General features: G+C 74.1%; 17 protein-coding genes and 1 tRNA gene. 11 read left to right on the top strand and 7 right to left on the bottom strand.

What is annotated here, in order from left to right; translation table 11 throughout:
• Positions 1-136: 136 nt before the first annotated feature.
• A complete protein-coding gene (locus ACTWJ9_RS23680; RefSeq protein WP_279336272.1) occupies positions 137-574 on the top strand; it encodes a J-domain-containing protein in 438 nt (145 codons plus the stop codon).
• 40 nt (positions 575-614) lie between these two features.
• On the opposite strand, the gene ACTWJ9_RS23675 is transcribed toward ACTWJ9_RS23680, so the two are convergent.
• Positions 615-1,142, bottom strand: a complete 528-nt coding sequence (locus ACTWJ9_RS23675) for a hypothetical protein (protein WP_387037746.1) — start codon at positions 1,140-1,142, stop codon at positions 615-617.
• 5 nt (positions 1,143-1,147) lie between these two features.
• Entirely contained in the window at positions 1,148-1,825 is a 678-nt protein-coding gene (locus tag ACTWJ9_RS23670; protein ID WP_387037748.1) for a hypothetical protein, read from the bottom strand.
• Between the two features lie 125 nt (positions 1,826-1,950).
• Here ACTWJ9_RS23670 and ACTWJ9_RS23665 point away from each other — a divergent pair, with 125 nt between their 5' ends.
• Entirely contained in the window at positions 1,951-2,442 is a 492-nt protein-coding gene (locus tag ACTWJ9_RS23665) for a GNAT family N-acetyltransferase (protein ID WP_279336270.1), read from the top strand.
• Between the two features lie 79 nt (positions 2,443-2,521).
• On the opposite strand, the gene ACTWJ9_RS23660 is transcribed toward ACTWJ9_RS23665, so the two are convergent.
• The gene (locus ACTWJ9_RS23660) at positions 2,522-4,660 is read right to left on the bottom strand and encodes an MDR family MFS transporter (protein ID WP_387037751.1); all 2,139 of its coding nucleotides are present in this window, start codon (positions 4,658-4,660) and stop codon (positions 2,522-2,524) included.
• A gap of 350 nt (positions 4,661-5,010) precedes the next feature.
• On the opposite strand from ACTWJ9_RS23660, the gene ACTWJ9_RS23655 reads away from it, so the two are divergent.
• Entirely contained in the window at positions 5,011-6,069 is a 1,059-nt protein-coding gene (locus ACTWJ9_RS23655; RefSeq protein ID WP_443294744.1) for a peptidoglycan-binding protein, read from the top strand.
• Positions 6,070-6,134: 65 nt separating this feature from the next.
• Here ACTWJ9_RS23655 and ACTWJ9_RS23650 read toward each other — a convergent pair whose 3' ends face one another.
• Together ACTWJ9_RS23650 and ACTWJ9_RS23645 are read right to left on the bottom strand one after the other, a co-directional pair.
• A complete protein-coding gene (locus tag ACTWJ9_RS23650; RefSeq protein ID WP_279336267.1) occupies positions 6,135-6,800 on the bottom strand; it encodes an HAD-IA family hydrolase in 666 nt (221 codons plus the stop codon).
• A 259-nt stretch (positions 6,801-7,059) separates the two neighbouring features.
• The gene (locus ACTWJ9_RS23645) at positions 7,060-7,641 is read right to left on the bottom strand and encodes a TMEM165/GDT1 family protein (protein ID WP_279338072.1); all 582 of its coding nucleotides are present in this window, start codon (positions 7,639-7,641) and stop codon (positions 7,060-7,062) included.
• 422 nt (positions 7,642-8,063) lie between these two features.
• Here ACTWJ9_RS23645 and ACTWJ9_RS23640 point away from each other — a divergent pair, with 422 nt between their 5' ends.
• The 4 genes from ACTWJ9_RS23640 (at position 8,064) to ACTWJ9_RS23625 (ending at position 11,510) form a co-directional block, all read left to right on the top strand.
• Positions 8,064-8,708 carry an HNH endonuclease family protein gene (locus tag ACTWJ9_RS23640; protein WP_279336266.1) on the top strand — a complete coding sequence of 215 codons (645 nt, stop codon included), beginning with the start codon at positions 8,064-8,066 and terminating at the stop codon, positions 8,706-8,708.
• Positions 8,709-8,775: 67 nt separating this feature from the next.
• Positions 8,776-10,479: an alkaline phosphatase D family protein gene (locus ACTWJ9_RS23635; RefSeq protein WP_443294743.1), complete on the top strand. Its 1,704-nt coding sequence runs from the start codon at positions 8,776-8,778 to the stop codon at positions 10,477-10,479.
• Positions 10,480-10,556: 77 nt separating this feature from the next.
• Positions 10,557-10,739: a hypothetical protein gene (locus tag ACTWJ9_RS23630; RefSeq protein ID WP_279336264.1), complete on the top strand. Its 183-nt coding sequence runs from the start codon at positions 10,557-10,559 to the stop codon at positions 10,737-10,739.
• A gap of 168 nt (positions 10,740-10,907) precedes the next feature.
• Positions 10,908-11,510: a DedA family protein gene (locus ACTWJ9_RS23625; protein WP_443294742.1), complete on the top strand. Its 603-nt coding sequence runs from the start codon at positions 10,908-10,910 to the stop codon at positions 11,508-11,510.
• Positions 11,511-11,553: 43 nt separating this feature from the next.
• Here ACTWJ9_RS23625 and ACTWJ9_RS23620 read toward each other — a convergent pair whose 3' ends face one another.
• Positions 11,554-11,787, bottom strand: coding sequence for a DUF2277 domain-containing protein (locus ACTWJ9_RS23620; RefSeq protein WP_279336262.1), 234 nt, complete (start codon positions 11,785-11,787; stop codon positions 11,554-11,556).
• A gap of 107 nt (positions 11,788-11,894) precedes the next feature.
• On the opposite strand from ACTWJ9_RS23620, the gene ACTWJ9_RS23615 reads away from it, so the two are divergent.
• Positions 11,895-12,248: a hypothetical protein gene (locus ACTWJ9_RS23615; RefSeq protein ID WP_443294741.1), complete on the top strand. Its 354-nt coding sequence runs from the start codon at positions 11,895-11,897 to the stop codon at positions 12,246-12,248.
• A gap of 66 nt (positions 12,249-12,314) precedes the next feature.
• Here the strand turns inward: ACTWJ9_RS23615 and ACTWJ9_RS23610 are convergent.
• Positions 12,315-12,386 (bottom strand) — tRNA-Val (locus ACTWJ9_RS23610).
• A 252-nt stretch (positions 12,387-12,638) separates the two neighbouring features.
• On the opposite strand from ACTWJ9_RS23610, the gene ACTWJ9_RS23605 reads away from it, so the two are divergent.
• From ACTWJ9_RS23605 to ACTWJ9_RS23595, 3 genes are all read left to right on the top strand, one after another.
• A complete protein-coding gene (locus tag ACTWJ9_RS23605; RefSeq protein WP_387037763.1) occupies positions 12,639-13,487 on the top strand; it encodes a DUF4097 family beta strand repeat-containing protein in 849 nt (282 codons plus the stop codon).
• Positions 13,488-13,560: 73 nt separating this feature from the next.
• Positions 13,561-15,003, top strand: coding sequence for a hypothetical protein (locus ACTWJ9_RS23600; protein ID WP_443294739.1), 1,443 nt, complete (start codon positions 13,561-13,563; stop codon positions 15,001-15,003).
• Between the two features lie 68 nt (positions 15,004-15,071).
• The gene (locus tag ACTWJ9_RS23595) at positions 15,072-15,296 is read left to right on the top strand and encodes an FmdB family zinc ribbon protein (protein ID WP_279336258.1); all 225 of its coding nucleotides are present in this window, start codon (positions 15,072-15,074) and stop codon (positions 15,294-15,296) included.
• Positions 15,297-15,367 lie beyond the last annotated feature (71 nt).

Below are 15,367 nucleotides of genomic sequence, written 5' to 3'. Positions count from 1 at the left end.
ACGTTCTGGCGGGCCGGGGGACCGCCCCTGCGGTGGCCACGACGGCCTGGCGCGGCGACCGGTACGACTCGCCCGCTGCCGCCGAATGATAAAACGCCCGGTTCCACCGCGTCTGCCCGGTGGGCACAATGGCCGTATGACCGAGCGAAAGCCGCCGGGCGTCGACTTCGAGTCCTGGGTGGACAAGCAGATCCGTGACGCCGAGGCGCGCGGCGAGTTCGAACGGCTGCCGGGGGCGGGCAAGCCGCTGCCCGCCGACATGGAGTCCCCGTACGACGAGTTGTGGTGGGTCAGGCGGAAGCTGGCCCGCGAGGGCCACTCCGTGCTGCCGCCGACGCTGGCCCTGCGCAAGGAGGCCGAGGACGCCCTGGCGGCGGCCTACGCGGCCCCTTCCGAACGGATCGTCCGGAAGATCATCACGGACGTCAACGCCAAGATCCGCGACATGATGTTCAAGCCCCCGCCCGGCCCCCCGCTGGGCAAGAAGCCGTACGACGTCGAGGACGTCGTACGGCAGTGGCGGGAGCGCCGGGCGGGGGCGGCGGGGGACGGGCAGCAGGGCCCGCCCGCCTGACAGCCCGCCGGTTGCCCGGATCCGGTCCGGTCAGGTCCGGTCAGGTACGCAGCAGCCGTTCCGCCAGCCCGCGGTAGTCCCGCAGGGCCAGACGCAACTGCTCGGTGTCGGCCGCGGTGCCGGTGCCGGTCGTGGTGCCGGTACCGGTCACGGCGGTGTCCGGGCCCTCACCCCCGTCCGCGGTCCGCCAGGACCGGCGCAGGGTGCGGCGCCGCTCGGTCACTGCGTCGGTGAGGCGGGCGGCGAGTTCCTCCAGTACGTGATCGGCCTGCTCCACGGAGTCCCGCGGGGCGTCCACGAACCCGGCCACGGCGTGCTGCAACTGCTCGGAGAGCGTGTGCCGGTGGTCGTCCGGGAGCAGACGGACGCCGTCCGCCTTCTCGGGGCCGCGGTCACCGCCGTGGCGGGCGCGCTCCTCGTCAACGTCATGGCGGGGGTCACCGTGCACGTCCTCGGGGAGGCCGTCGTGGGTCCCGGGAGCGGTCGTTCGGCTGGTCGGGTGGATGGTCGTGGTGGGGGGAGCCTCGCCCGTCGGTGTGTCGCCGGGGCGCCGGGTCGCGTCGGTCAACTCGCTCAGCTCTCCTTCGCCTGTCGCCGGTGGAGCAAAGACGGCATGTGGGGGGAGCGGCCGTGTGCGGCCGTCTCCTCACGGGTGCCGTGCGGGCCGGTGCGGTGGTCTCCGCCGTCGTGGCGGGACGGGCGCACCAGGTCGTCGAAGAGGGCGCGCGCCTCGACCATCGCCTCGCGCATCTCCTCGGTGCCCGCGCCGCCTCCGTGCGTGCCGTCGACGCGGATCCGCGCCACCCGGTGCACCCGCCGGTAGCCGTCGACGTGCCGGGCGTGGTGCACGGACAGCGCGGCGAGCTGCTCCTCGTACTGCCCGCCGCCGGGGAAGCCCCGGGCGGCGGCGAGCTCGGCGAGCAGCCGGTCCGCCTCGGCGACCGCGTCCCTCGGCGAGTCGACGAACCGCTCCTGCGCGGCCGTCCAGCCCGCCTCGTACCTCTCCCGTTCGGCGTGCTCCAGCGGTCGGGTCCGCAGGTCGCCGTGGAGCTGTACGCGCTGGGCCAGTTCACGTTCGGCGGCCTCGGCGTCACCGTCGTGCCGGGCGACGGCCCGGTCGTACTCGGGTCCGAAGCGCCGCTTCAGGTGCGCGCCGCGGTGCGGACCGCGGGCGCGCAGGTACAGTACGGCCGCCGCGACGACAACGACCGCCACGATCACGATCAAAGCGATGATCAGGCCAGTGGACATGGATGCCTTCCGGTGTGTCGGCCAACCGGCACTCCTCGCGCGCCGGTTCGCCGAACGGGTAGCCGAAAGACCGGACCGTAAACAGGAGTTGTGCGTCCGGCCGCGGAGGGACGCAGAATGCGGTCATGACGTGGACCATCCGCCCCGAACACCCCGGCTCCCCCGTCGCCGCCGCGCTCTGGCGGGCGTACTACACCGAGGTCAGCGACCGCTGGTACCTGCTGCACGAGGGGCGCCGGACCGACCCGGCGGAGCTGGAGCGCGAGGTCGCCGCCCAGTCGGGCGCCGACCTCGTGCCGCCGCGGGGGCGCCTGCTGGTCGCGCGGTACGCGGGCGAGCCGGCGGGCAGCGCGGGGGTCCGGCTGCTGGACGCCGCGACCGCCGAACTCACCCGGGTCTTCGTCCACGAGGCGATGCGCGGCAGGGGCGGTGCGGCGCTGCTGGTGGGCGCCGCCGAGGAAGCGGCCCGCGCGTCGGGAGCCACCCGGCTGATCCTCGACACGCGCTCGGACCTCGTGGAGGCCCGGGCCCTGTACGCCCGGCTCGGTTTCACCGAGACCGAGCCGCACAACGCGGGGCCGTACGCCGAGCGCTGGTTCGCCAAGCACCTCGCTTGAGCCACCCGCCCGAACCGTCCGCCTGCCCTCGCCTGCACCCGCCCAGACCGTCCGTCTGCCCCCGTCCGGACCACCCGGCTCAACCGACGGGTGCCTCCGGCCGCTCGCCGTGCGGGCCTTCCGGGCTGTCGTCGTGCGGGTTTCCGGCTCTCGAGCCGCCCAGTTCCTCCGTCAGCTCGTGCGCCAGCCGCACCAGGTCGGTCGGCCGGTCCGGCCCCCACCGGTCGCCGAGCAGTTCGGCCAGGAACTCCTCCTGCGCCCGCGCCAGCCGCTCCACGACCGCGCACCCGTCGTCGGTCAGGACGAGGTCGGGGCCCTCGCGTGCGACGAGGTGTCGCGCCTCGGCCTGGCGGGCGGCCTCCAGGACGACGGCGGGCGGGAGGGTGCTGCGTTCGGCGAGCAGAGCGGCTTCCACCGGGCCGCCCTCCTTGATCCCCAGCAGCAGCCAGCTCGTCGCGGGCAGCAGGTCGCAGCCCGCGCGGACGGTGGTCGTCCGGTAGATCTCGCGCCGTCCCTCGTGGGTGCCGAGCAGGGACAGCGCGCGGCCCGCCTCGTCGGGGGCCGGCCGCTCCGCCGACCGGCCGGCCGGCGCCCCGGTGCCGTCGGGCGCGGGGGCCGAGGTACGCAGCTTGTCCTCCTTGAACAGCCAGGCGAGTGCGAAGCCGAGGAGGGCGAGGGGAACGGCGTACAGGAAGACGTCCGTGATGGCGGCGGCGTACGCGTGGACGGCCTCGGGGCGCAGGGCGGTCGGCAGGTCCGCCATGCCGCGCGGGTCGGCCTGCAGCGCGTCGACGGAGACGCCGGGCGGGAGCCGCTCGCCGCGGAAGGCGTCGGTGAGCCGGTCCTCGAGGCCGCTCGCGAAGATCGTGCCGTAGACGGCGACGCCGAAGGAGGCGCCGATGGAGCGGAAGAAGGTCGAGCCGGAGGTGGCGACGCCCAGGTCCTGGTAGGAGACGGCGTTCTGCACGATCAGCACCAGGACCTGCATGACCAGCCCGAGGCCGAGGCCGAAGACGAGGAAGAAGGTGCTCATCACGGCGGTGGAGCTGTGCTCGTCGAGCTGGTGGAGCAGCAGCAGGCCGACGGTGGTGACGGCGGTGCCCGCGATGGGGAACACCTTCCAGCGGCCGGTGCGGCTGACGATCTGTCCGGAGACGGTCGAGGCCGACAGCGTGCCGAACACCATCGGCAGCATGTACACGCCGGACATGGTCGGGCTCACCCCGTGGACCATCTGGAGGAACGCCGGCAGATAGGTCAGCGCGCCGAACATGGCGAAGCCGATGATGAAGCTGATCACGACGGAGAGCGTGAAGGTGCGGATCCGGAACAGTTTCAGCGGCAGTACGGGTTCGGCCGCCCGCCGTTCCACCGCGACGAAGACGACGGCGAGGACGACGCCCAGCACCGCGAGGCCGACGGTCTGCGGCGAGTCCCAGCCCCAGGTGGTGCCGCCGAGGGAGGCGACCAGGACGAGGCAGGTCGCGACGGAGGCGATGAGGAAGGTGCCGAGGTAGTCGATGACGTGCCGGGTGGATCTGCGCGGGATGTGCAGCACCGTCGCGATCACGGCGAGCGCGACGACTCCGAGGGGCAGGTTGACGTAGAACACCCAGCGCCAGCTGAGATGTTCGGTGAACAGTCCGCCGAGAAGCGGCCCGAGGACGCTCGTCGTGCCGAAGACCGCGCCGAACATGCCCTGGTACTTGCCGCGTTCACGGGGCGGGACGAGGTCGCCGACGATCGCCATGGACAGCACGACCAGTCCGCCGCCGCCCAGCCCCTGGAGCGCGCGGAAGGCGATCAGCTGGGACATGTCCTGCGCCGCGCCGCACAGCGCGGAGCCCAGCAGGAAGATGAGGATGGCGAGTTGGAACAGCCGCTTGCGGCCGTACTGGTCGCCGAGCTTGCCCCACAGCGGGGTGGCCGCGGTCGAGGCCAGCAGATACGCGGTGACCACCCAGGACAGGTGCTCCAGACCGCCCAGTTCGCTGACGATGGTGGGCAGCGCGGTGGCCACGATGGTCTGGTCGAGGGCGGCGAGGAGCAGACCGAGCAGCAGGGCGCTGATCGAGACGACGAGGTTCTTGGGCGCCTGCTCCGGGGGGCCCGCGGCGGCGGGCGGCCCTGCGGCGGCGGGCGGCGGTCCGGAACCGGCACCGGGTGAGGGCCTCGTGCTGCCCGCCCGCTCCGTCCTGCCGTGCGCGTCCCCGGCCATGGCGACCTCCACAGGTTCTGGTTTCCGGGTCCATCGTGATCGGTATGACCGTTTTTCTCCTGTCGAACAGCCCGTCGAGCCGCCTGCCGAGACCTCCGGAAGGCCGCATTCCGGGGGCTTGTGCATCGGGGTGTGGAGGAGATCTGCATAATCTCTGGAGATCACGAGGGGAGGGCCTACGCGTGGATCATCCGACGGGAACCCCGTGCCCGCAGTGCGGTGCGCCCAGGAACAGGGACAACACTCCGTCCTGCGCCTGCGGTCCGCGCGCGTCCGACGCCCTCCGGGACGCCCGTACGGCTCAGGCGGCAGCGGTGGAGGACTTCCATCCGCTCCGCATACGCCCATACGTGGAGTTCGACGAGGAAACACCGGCGACCGCGCCGCACGCCGCACCGGGGCACGACGCCGCACCCGAACCCGACGCCGTACCCGAGCACCGCCCCGAACCCGGGCACACCCCCGAGCCGGAAGCCGGGCAAGGGGCCGCGCGCCCCGCCCCGGCCGAGGACCGACCGGTCGCGCCGCCGGCCGCCGACGCGACCATGCAACTGCGCGCCCTCCCGCCGGACGCGGCCTCCGCGTCCCCCTCCGCCACGCCCGCGCCCGCCCCCGGTGCCACACCGCTCGCCGCGCCGCTCGCGCCGCCCACGACCGAGCCGAGCGCCACCGACCTCCACCTGTTCGAGGCCACCCGCCCGATCCGGAGGGTGCCCGCCGCCGCGGGACCGGCCACAGGCCCGGGCCCGGACGCCGGGGGACCCGCTCCCCGGGGCCGCCGTCGCCGCACCGCACTGCTCGCCGCCGGGGCCGTCGTGGCGGTGGCGGGGGCCGCCGGGTGGGCGAGCGGGCTGTTCGCGTACGAGGCGCCGTCCCGGGACGGCGCGCTGCCGGACGACGTGCGGGTGAGCGTGCCGGACGCCCCGTCGGCCTCGCCCTCGGCCTCGGCCGCACCGTCCGAGGGCACGGACCCGGCGGCCTCACCGTCACTCCTGGCCTCGGCCTCGGCCTCGCCGTCCGAGAGCGCGAGCTCGTCGGCGTCGGCGTCGCCGTCGGACTCGGCGTCGGAGGCCGGCGCTTCGGCGACCCCGTCGGACACGGCGGAGCCGTCGTCGGCCGCGCCGACCACCGCCCCGGCCGACACCCTCGAGGAGGCGACGGACGAGGCGGAGCCCGAAGTCCCCGGTGCCGTGCTGCGCCGCGGCGACCGCGGGCCGGAGGTGGTCGAACTCCAGCAGCGCCTGCGCCAGTTGCGCCTGTACAACAGCGAGGTGCACGGCCGGTTCAACCGCCGGGTGGAGGACGCCCTGCGCACCTATCAGTGGTCCCGGGGCATCAGGGGCGACGAACTGGGCGTGTACGGACCGGAGACCCGGAGCCGGCTGGAGTCGGAGGCCCGGGAGCCGTAGACCGGCGGGCCGGGCGCGAACGTCACGCGCCCGCGCCTCCGGCTCCGCCTCCCCCCGCCTCCACCTCAGGCCCCGGTGACGTGCAGCAGCATCGTCCCGTCCGCCTCGCGCTCGACCCGCACCCGGGTCAGGTCCCGTACCGCCACGTCCGGGTCGTGGAATCCGGCGCGGGGGCCGATCCCGACGACCCGCATCCCGGCCGCGCGCCCCGCGGCGACACCCGCCCCCGAGTCCTCGAAGACCACGCAGTCGGCGGGGTCGACGCCCAGTTCCGCCGCGCCCTTGAGGAAGCCCTCGGGGTCGGGCTTGCTCGCGCCGACGGACTCGGCGGTCACCCGCACCTCGGGCAGTGCCAGCCCGGCGGCGGCCATCCGGGCCGTGGAGAGGCCGACGTCGGCCGAGGTCACCAGCGCGTGCGGCAGGCCGTCGAGCGAGGCGAGGAAGTCACGGGCGCCCGGTATCGCGACGACGCCCTCGGTGTCCGAGGTCTCCTCGGCGAGCATGCGCGCGTTCTCTGCGTGGTTCTGCGCCATCGGCCTGTTCGGCAGCAGCAGCGCCATCGAGGCGTAGCCCTGCCGCCCGTGCACGACCTTCATGACCTCGTCCCCGTCGAGCCCGTGCCGCTCGGCCCAGCGCCGCCAGACGCGCTCGACCGAGGCGTCCGAGTTGACGAGGGTGCCGTCCATGTCCAGCAGGAGGGCGCGGGCGGGGAGTACGGCGGTGGCCGTCATCGGCAGCTCCAAAGCGCGGGGGGTGGGGCCCAACCCGGGTGCGGGCCGGGAGGGGGCCCGGAGGAGACAAGGCGGCCCCGCCCGCCGGTCAGGGAGAACGGGCGGGAGCCACTTTGTTCACCCACGGTACAAAACCCGCCCGGCATTCCGCCAGTCCCTCCGCCAACCGTTCACCGTTCGTTGGCCCCGCCGTCGCTCCCGCACCCCTTCGCGGGGCCCGGGTGCCCGGCTCCCGGCACCCGGGCCGCTCCCGGACCGGTCAGCCGGCGACCGCCTCCCACAGGCTCCACACCCCGAGCCCCAGCATCAGCAGCGCCGCGATCCGCGTGATCAGCTTCAGCGGCACCCGCTTCATCAGGGCCTTCCCGCCGACGATGCCCAGCCCGGCCACCGTCCACAGCGCGAGCACCGCGCCCAGGCCGACGGAGAGCGGGTCGTCGTACCGGGCGGCCAGGTTGGCCGTCATGATCTGGGTGAGATCGCCGAACTCGGCGACCAGGATGAGCATGAAGCCCGCTCCGGACACCTTCCAGAAGGACTGGTTCTCCGGATTGCGGATCTCCTCCTCGCCGTCGTCCTTCCTGAACAGCAGCACCGCGGCACCGCCCAGGAAGAGCACACCGGTGATCGCGCTCACGAGCTGCTGCGGCAGCAGGGTGAGCACGCTGCCCGCCGCCACCGCGAGCGCGACGTGCACCGCGAAGGCGGCGGCGACACCGGCGAAGACGTAGGAGGCCCGGTAACGGGTGCCGAGGACGAGGCCGGCGAGCGCGGTCTTGTCCGGCAGCTCGGCCAGGAAGACGACGCCGAACACGACGGCCGTCACGGTCAGGTTGATCAACGGTTCCTCGATCGGTCGGGGCTGCCCCACCGAGAGTGCTGTACGTTCGCGGACACCTCGGCGCGGCAGCACACGGGGTACCCGCACCGAAGGGCACGGGTGGTGCACTGCTTGCCGAAGGTCTCGCCGGCCGGCCCCTGCGGGACCTGCCTCCGGGCGCCGGCTCAGACGGGCTGAGCAGTATGTCGACGGTCCGGCGAAGGGCTACTCCCCCTCTGCGCCGTCCATGGTACGCGAGGCGCCGCGGCCCGTCTGTGCGCCCGGACACATCACACCCGCACCACATCCGCACCGCCCCGACCCTGGACATGTCATGGGCGCGTCATTAACTTCTCACCCGACCCACCCCTCCGCGTAAGACAGCGAGCCGAGCATTCCCTTGCTCGCACTTCAACGGACCCGCCCCACAAGGGAGTTCGCACATGACGAAGTTCTACGCGCGTCGACGGCTGAGCATAGCCGCGGCGCTCACCGGGCTCATCGCCTCCGCCGGAATGCTCAACGCGACGAGCGCCTCCGCCGCACTCCCCACCCCGGTCAGCGCCTCCACCGCCCGTACCTACCTCGCCTCGCTGCCCGTCGCCACCGAGGTCCGCACCGGCTACAACCGCGACCTCTTCCCCCACTGGATCACCGTCAGCGGCACCTGCAACACCCGCGAGACGATCCTCAAGCGCGACGGCACGAACGTCGTCACCGACTCCTCCTGCGCGTCCACCAGCGGCAGTTGGTACTCCCCGTACGACGGCGCCACCTGGACCGCCGCCTCCGACGTCGACATCGACCACGTCGTCCCGCTCGCCGAGGCGTGGGACTCCGGCGCCCGGAACTGGACCACCGCCCAGCGCCAGGCCTTCGCCAACGACCGGACCCGTCCGCAGCTGCTCGCGGTCACGGACAACGTCAACCAGTCCAAGGGCGACAAGGACCCCGCGGAGTGGATGCCGTCCCGCACCGCCTACCGCTGCACCTACGTGCGCGCCTGGGTGCAGGTGAAGTACTACTACAACCTGTCGGTCGACTCGACCGAGAAGTCCGCCCTCCAGGGGTACCTCGCGAGCTGCTGAGTACCGGGTTCTCCCCGCCGGCCTCCGTCGCTGCGTACCGTACGGGGCGACGGAGGAAGGTGACGCCATGACCGCACTGCGCCTCGGGCCGCTGCTGAGGTACGTCGACGGTTCGTCCGCGACCGTCTGGGTCGAGACGAGCCGGCCGGGCACCGCCGAGGTGCGCTGCGCGGACGGGTCCGGCGGGACGGCCCGCACCTTCCAGGTCGCGGGCCACCACTACGCGCTGGTCGAGGTGACCGGCCTGACCCCGGGCGCGGCGACGCCGTACAAGGTGTTCCTCGACGGCAAACGGGTGTGGCCGCTGCCCGAGGAGGAACCCTTCCGGTCCCTCCCGCCCTCCGTCATCGCCACCCCCGCTCCCGCCACCGACCCCGCCACCGGCCCCGGCCTGCGCGTCGCCTTCGGCTCCTGCCACTGGGCGGCCCCGCCGAGCGGCGAGCACGACCCCGTCGGCCCCGACGCGCTGCACGCCCTGGCCACCCGCATCGCGGCCGACCCGGACGGGGAGCGGCCCGACGTACTGCTCCTCCTGGGCGACCAGGTGTACGCCGACGAGACCTCCGCGGCGACCCGCGCGTACCTCGCCGCCCGCCGCGGTCTCGAGGACCCCCCGGGCGCCGAGGTGGCGGACTACGAGGAGTACACCCACCTCTACGACGAGTCCTGGCTCGACCCCCCGGTGCGCTGGCTGCTGTCCACCGTCCCCACCTGCATGATCTTCGACGACCACGACGTCGTCGACGACTGGAACACCTCCGCCTCCTGGGTCGCCGACATGCGCGCCACCTCCTGGTGGGGGGAGCGGGTGCGCAGCGGCCTGATGTCGTACTGGGTGTACCAGCACCTGGGCAACCTCTCCCCGCGTGAGCTGGCGGCGGACCCCCTGTACGCGTCCGTCCGGGAGAACCCCGACGGTACGGAGGTGCTGCGGGCCTTCGCCGCCGAGGCCGAGGCGGACGCGGCCTCCACCCGCTGGAGCTACCGGCGCGACTTCGGCCGGGTGCGGCTGCTGATGGTGGACAGCAGGGCGGCCCGCGTCCTGACGGAGGGCGAGCGTTCGATGCTCGACCCGGGCGAGGCGGCGTGGCTGCGCGACCAGATGCGGGACGGGCGCGGTGCGTACGACCACCTCCTCATCGGCACCTCCCTGCCCTGGCTGCTGCCGCACCTGGTGCACGACGTCGAGGCGTGGAGTTCCCTGCTGTGCCGGGGCGACAAGGGCCCCCGGTGGGCGCGGTTCGGGGAGCGGCTGCGGCGCGCGGCGGACCTGGAGCACTGGGCGGCGTTCCCGGAGTCCTTCGGGGAGCTGGCGGAGCTGATCGCCGAGGCCGGTACGGGGCCGGACGCCCCGGCGACGGTGTCCGTGCTCTCCGGCGACGTGCACCACGCGTACACGGCCGAGCCGAGCTGGCCGGGACGGGAGCCGGACGCCCGGGTGACCCAGCTGACCTGCTCCCCCGTGCACAACTCCATTCCCCTGTCGATCCGGTGGGGTTTCCGCTTCGGCTGGAGCACCGCCGCCCGCACCCTGGGCCGCGCCTTCGCCCGGCACGGGGGAGCCGGGAAGCCGCCGGTCGCGTGGCGCAGGACGGGCGGGCCGTGGTTCGGCAACCAGCTCATGACGCTGACGCTGCGGGGGCGTTCGGCGGTGCTGCGACTGGACCAGGCACGCGCGGAGAAGCCGCGGGAGACAAGGCCGGAGACCGGAAGCGGACGGCGGACGGGGGCGCGGCTGAGGACGGTGGCGGAGGTCCTGCTGAGCAATTAGCGGGGGGTGCCCCTGCGTTCGGTAGGCCCGGACGCCTCGACAGCGCCCAGCCGTACGTTCTCGGCCTGCTCCGGATCATGGTCGGGCCGCTGTTCGCCTGCCACGGCGCCGCCGAACTCGGCGCCCGCGTCGCCGCGTTCATCTCGTCCGGCGCCTTCGGCCTGGACCGGCTGTCCACCCGGCGCACCCGTGCTCGCGCCGCGCAGCCGGAGCCGCAACCGCAACCACAACCGACGGAGCCGACCCCGGTCGCCGCCTGACAGACCGGCAGTCCGGGACGCGAACTCCGGGCACCGGGCACACGAACCTCCCGTGACCTTTCCGTCACATCCCCGGCGTAGGCTCGTAGGCTGTCAAGGCCACCCCTGCCGCTCCCCCCGCGACAACGCGGCACGGTCTGGCCCGCGGGGGAGCCATGGGGAGTTCGGGTGGAGAGTTTCGGGGCGCTGGTCGGCAGTCCATGGGTCTATGCGGTGGTGGCCCTCTCGGTCCTGCTCGACGTGTTCCTGCCGGTGCTGCCGAGCGGGGTCCTGGTGATCGCGGCGGCCACCGCCGCCGCCGCGGGCACCGCGACCGACGTGCCCGACATCCTGGCGCTGACCCTCTGCGCCGCCACCGCCTCCGTCCTGGGCGACCTGGTCGCCTGGCGTCTCGCCTGGCGCGGCGGCGCCCGTCTGGACCGGGCGATCGCCCGGTCGCGCCGGCTGACCGGCGCGCAGGAACGTCTCGGCTCGGCGCTGGCCCGAGGCGGTGGCGGCCTGGTCGTCCTCGCCCGCTTCGCCCCGGCGGGCCGCTCGCTGGTCTCGCTCGGGGCGGGCGCCGCCCGCCGCCGGGCCCGCGACTTCCTGCCCTGGTCGGCGCTGGCGGGCCTGTCCTGGGCCGCCTACAGCGTGGCCCTCGGCTACTTCGGCGCCCACTGGCTGGGCGCGTCCTGGCTCGCCACCGCGGTATCGGTCGGCGCGCTGTTCGCGGCGGGCGCGGGAGCGACCTACCTGGTGCGCCGGCACCCGGTACCGGTGGAGGCCTCGTAGCGACGGCGCGGCCGGGGCGTCGCGGTGGGCCGGGACCGCCCGCTCACCCCGCCTCTCGCGCCGCGCCCGCGCCGCGCACCTCCAGGCCGTCCAGCAGTTCGGCCGTGGCCTCGGCGATCGCGTCCACGGCCCGGTCGAAGACCTCGCGGTTGTGGGCGGCCGGCGCCCGGAAGCCGGACACCTTCCGCACGTACTGCAGGGCGGCGGCCCGGATCTCGTCCTCGGTGGCCTCCTCGGGCAGGGCGGGCGGACGCAGGGTCTTGATACTCCGGCACATGCCCCCCAGTCTGACCCCGCCGGACCCCTGTGGGCCACGAGGGTGAACCACCGGGGAGCCCTCGGGTGACCTGCTCCCCCGAAATCGAACAGGCGTATGATCGGGGGGTGGCCGCGACCTATGACCTTCCGAGTGATCTCCTCGCCGGGCAGGAGGAGTTGCGTCAGGTCCAGGCCGAGCTGTCGGCCCTGTTGAAGCGGCTTCCCTGGTCGGTGGAGCCCGTCGACGGGTTCAGCGACGACGCCGGCCGGCGCCAGGTCGAGCGCCCTGCCTCGCCCGGCTGGACCGAGGACGAACAGGCCGAGGTGGAGAAGCTGCGGCGCCGGGAGCACGAGCTGGTGGTGTTCGTCAGCGCTCATCGCTGCCAGGCGAAGCTCACCGGCGCCGACCGGGTGCACGCCCGCTCCCGGCTGAAGCACGCCCACGCGAACCCGCCCAAGGGCACGGAGCGGTCCCCGTGAGGGCGCCGCCGTCCACAGCGAGAAGGGCCTCCGGAACGTCTCCGGAGGCCCTTGATCGTCACACGGTGGGCGCGGACGGTTTCGAACCGCCGACATCCTGCTTGTAAGGCAGGCGCTCTACCCCTGAGCTACGCACCCGGGACCCGGACACACCGACCAGGCCGAATCGACAGCCTACATGGCCCGGGGCGCGGTCCGGCACACCCCTGTCCCGACGGCTGTCCGGCACCCTGCCACCGGGGTTTCCCCAGGGTGATCCCTGGATTCCCGGGTGGGGGAAACCCCACCGCGGATCCGGTGGTGGCCCGGATCCCCCGGCGGGTCCCGTGTCCGTACGGTCGACATGCGCCGGAGATCGAGCGCCGCCGTCCGTCCCAGGGGGAGACCGTCATGACCCGCACCACCTGCACGCCCCGCAGCACCGGAACCAACGGTACGGGCGGCACCGCCCGTACCGCCGGCGCCGGCCCCTCCCGTGGCGGGCTCGGGCGCGCGGTCGCTCTCGGCGGGGCCGCCGTGGTGCTCGTCGCGGGGCTGAGCGCCTGCGGGGCGGCGGCCGCGGAGGACACGGACCCCGAGCACCGGTCCTTCGACCTGCCGGGCAGCACCCTCACCGTCGACTCCCGCGACTCCGCGCTCGAGGTCGTGGCCGCGGAAGGGAATCCGTCCGGCAGGATCCAGGTCACCCGGTGGTTCCAGGGCACCGTCGCCCTCGGCTCGGACCCGAAGGTCACCTGGTCGATGGAGGGTGACCGGCTGACCCTGCGCACGCAGTGTTCCGGCATCGTCGCCGTCTGCTCCGCCAAGCACCGCGTCGAGGTGCCCCGCGGGGTCGCCGTGAAGGTCGTGGAGGGCGACGGCAGCGTGCGGGCCCGGGGTTTCCGCGACGCGCTGAGCATCCGTACCACGGACGGGTCCGTGCACGTCACCGACACCACCGGACCCCTGGACCTGCGGACCGGCGACGGGTCGCTGCGGGCCGAGGCCGACTCGCGCACCGTGCGCGCCCGGACCGGTGACGGCTCGCTGCACCTGACGCTGGGCGCCGTCCCCGACCTGGTGGAGTCCCGCAGCGGCGACGGTTCCACCACCGTCGAACTGCCCCGGGCCGCCTACCGGGTGACGGCCACCACCGGTGACGGCGCCGAGCACGTGTCGGTGCCCCGTGACGACACCAGCCCCCATGGGGTGGACGTCCGCACCGGCGACGGAAGTCTCACGGTCCGTACGACGAACTGACCGACCCGTGTGTTCGTCTTCCACCGGTGGGACAATGGCACCGGCAGGGCGAACGACAGTACGGGAGAGGGATGTGACGGCGATACCAGAGCAGCCGTACTCGCCGTCGGGACCACGCGTGCACCGCACGCGTGGTGTTCTGTCTCCTCCCTCGCGGCCACGCCGTCGCACGGTGCGCCTGCGCCGGGCGGCCGGTCCGCTCCGGGACACGCTCGCCCTGATGGCCCTGCCGCTGGTGGCGGCGCCGGTGCTGGCCGCAGCGTTCGCCGGTGGCGGCACCCGGCGCTGGTTCGGCGGGCGGGCCGAGAACCAGCGGGCCGAGGCGCAGGCCGCCAAGGACGCGGCGGCCGCCGCGTTCTACGAGCTCGACACCGCCCAGCGGGACCTGCGGATCTCCATCGAGACGATCACCGCCGTCGACAGTTCCCCCGCCGCCCGCCGGGTCGTCGCCGACTTCGAGGCGCTCGGCCGCCGTATCGACGAGGCCAGCCACCAGTACATCGAGGCCATCGACGCCCATGACCTGGACCGCGACGACCTGGAGGCCTCGGTCGCCTCCCGGGCCCGCACCGAGCTGACCGCCGCCAAGGGCGAGCTCGACCGGGTCAAGCGGGAACTGGACCGCTTCACCGACGGCCTGGGCCCCCTCCTCGGCAAGGCCGAGACCCAGCTGGCCCGGCTCGCGCCCGCCGTGGAGCGTGCCCGGCAGGCCCTGCTCGCCGCGTCGAACGCGCTGGACACCGCCCGCGGGTCGGGGCTGCGGGCCGACGACCTCGCCGCCCGGCTCGCCACGCTCTCCCCGGAGCTGACCAAGCTGAACCAGGGCGCCGGGCAGCACGGTGTGCCGCAGACCCTGGAGCGGGCCGAGCAGGTCACCCGTCAGGCCGAGGCCGTCCGCGCGGAGGCCGACCGGCTGCCGGAGCGGGCCGCCGAGACCGACCGCCGACTGGTCTCCCTGCGGACCCGCGCCCAGGCCCTCACCACCCGGTCCACGCAGGTGGAACCGGTCCTCAGCGAACTGCGCCGCCGCTTCACCGCCGCCTGCTGGCAGGACCTGCAGCACGTCCCCGAGGTGGCCGCGGAGAACGTGCGCCAGGCCGAGAGCAGGCTCGCCGAGGCGAGAACCGCGCGCGAGGAACAGCGCTGGGCGGACGCGACCGCCCTGCTGTCGACCGTACGGGCGCTGTTGAACACGACCGACGAGGCGGTGTCCGCCGCCGGTGACCGGCTGCGCCGGCTGAACGCCGTGCAGAAGGACCCCGAGCAGGAGATCGAACGCACCCGCTTCGCCATCCGGGACGCCCAGCGCCTGGCCATGGCCGGCCGCCACACCCCGGACCCGCGCCACGCCCACCCGCTGGACGCCGCCGTGGCCCGCCTGGACCGGGCCGTCGACGCCCTGGAGGCCCGTCACCCCGACTACTGGCACTTCCTGACGGAGACGGAGGCGGTCCGCGAGTCGGTGGCACAGGTGGTGGCCCTGATCCGCGAGGACCGCGGCGGCTCCGCCGGCTGACCGGCACGGCTCCCCCGCACACCGCTCTCCCCCGCCACGAACAGGGAAGTGCCGGTTAACCTGTGCGCATGCCTCGTTATGAGTACCGCTGCCGGACCTGCGGCGACACCTTCGAACTGAGCCGTCCCATGGCGGAGTCCGCCGCCCCGGCCGACTGTCCGTCGGGACACGACGACACGGTGAAGCTCCTGTCCACGGTCGCCGTGGGCGGTGCCGCCTCCGCCCCGGCCGCCGCACCCCGTGCGAGCGGGGGTGGCGGGGGCGGCTGCTGCGGCGGGGGCTGCTGCGGCTGACGGCCCCGGCCGCTCAGCACTCCCCGGTGACCGGTCACCGGTCACCGACCGGCAAGGATCCCGGTGATCAC

The organism is Streptomyces sp. GDS52, assembly GCF_052246875.1.
GTDB lineage: Bacteria > Actinomycetota > Actinomycetes > Streptomycetales > Streptomycetaceae > Streptomyces > Streptomyces cathayae.
Note: the sequence above shows the minus strand (reverse complement) of the source record. Positions and strands in the feature narration are given on the sequence as shown.

Coding starts and splice junctions, on each gene's coding strand:
- ACTWJ9_RS23650 (WP_279336267.1), bottom strand. CDS start 6,800: ATGACGGCCACCGCCGTACTCCCCGCCCGCGCCCTCCTGCTGGACATG.
- ACTWJ9_RS23660 (WP_387037751.1), bottom strand. CDS start 4,660: ATGGCCGGGGACGCGCACGGCAGGACGGAGCGGGCGGGCAGCACGAGG.
- ACTWJ9_RS23595 (WP_279336258.1), top strand. CDS start 15,072: ATGCCTCGTTATGAGTACCGCTGCCGGACCTGCGGCGACACCTTCGAA.
- ACTWJ9_RS23670 (WP_387037748.1), bottom strand. CDS start 1,825: ATGTCCACTGGCCTGATCATCGCTTTGATCGTGATCGTGGCGGTCGTT.
- ACTWJ9_RS23680 (WP_279336272.1), top strand. CDS start 137: ATGACCGAGCGAAAGCCGCCGGGCGTCGACTTCGAGTCCTGGGTGGAC.
- ACTWJ9_RS23605 (WP_387037763.1), top strand. CDS start 12,639: ATGACCCGCACCACCTGCACGCCCCGCAGCACCGGAACCAACGGTACG.
- ACTWJ9_RS23665 (WP_279336270.1), top strand. CDS start 1,951: ATGACGTGGACCATCCGCCCCGAACACCCCGGCTCCCCCGTCGCCGCC.
- ACTWJ9_RS23620 (WP_279336262.1), bottom strand. CDS start 11,787: ATGTGCCGGAGTATCAAGACCCTGCGTCCGCCCGCCCTGCCCGAGGAG.
- ACTWJ9_RS23630 (WP_279336264.1), top strand. CDS start 10,557: ATGGTCGGGCCGCTGTTCGCCTGCCACGGCGCCGCCGAACTCGGCGCC.
- ACTWJ9_RS23635 (WP_443294743.1), top strand. CDS start 8,776: ATGACCGCACTGCGCCTCGGGCCGCTGCTGAGGTACGTCGACGGTTCG.
- ACTWJ9_RS23640 (WP_279336266.1), top strand. CDS start 8,064: ATGACGAAGTTCTACGCGCGTCGACGGCTGAGCATAGCCGCGGCGCTC.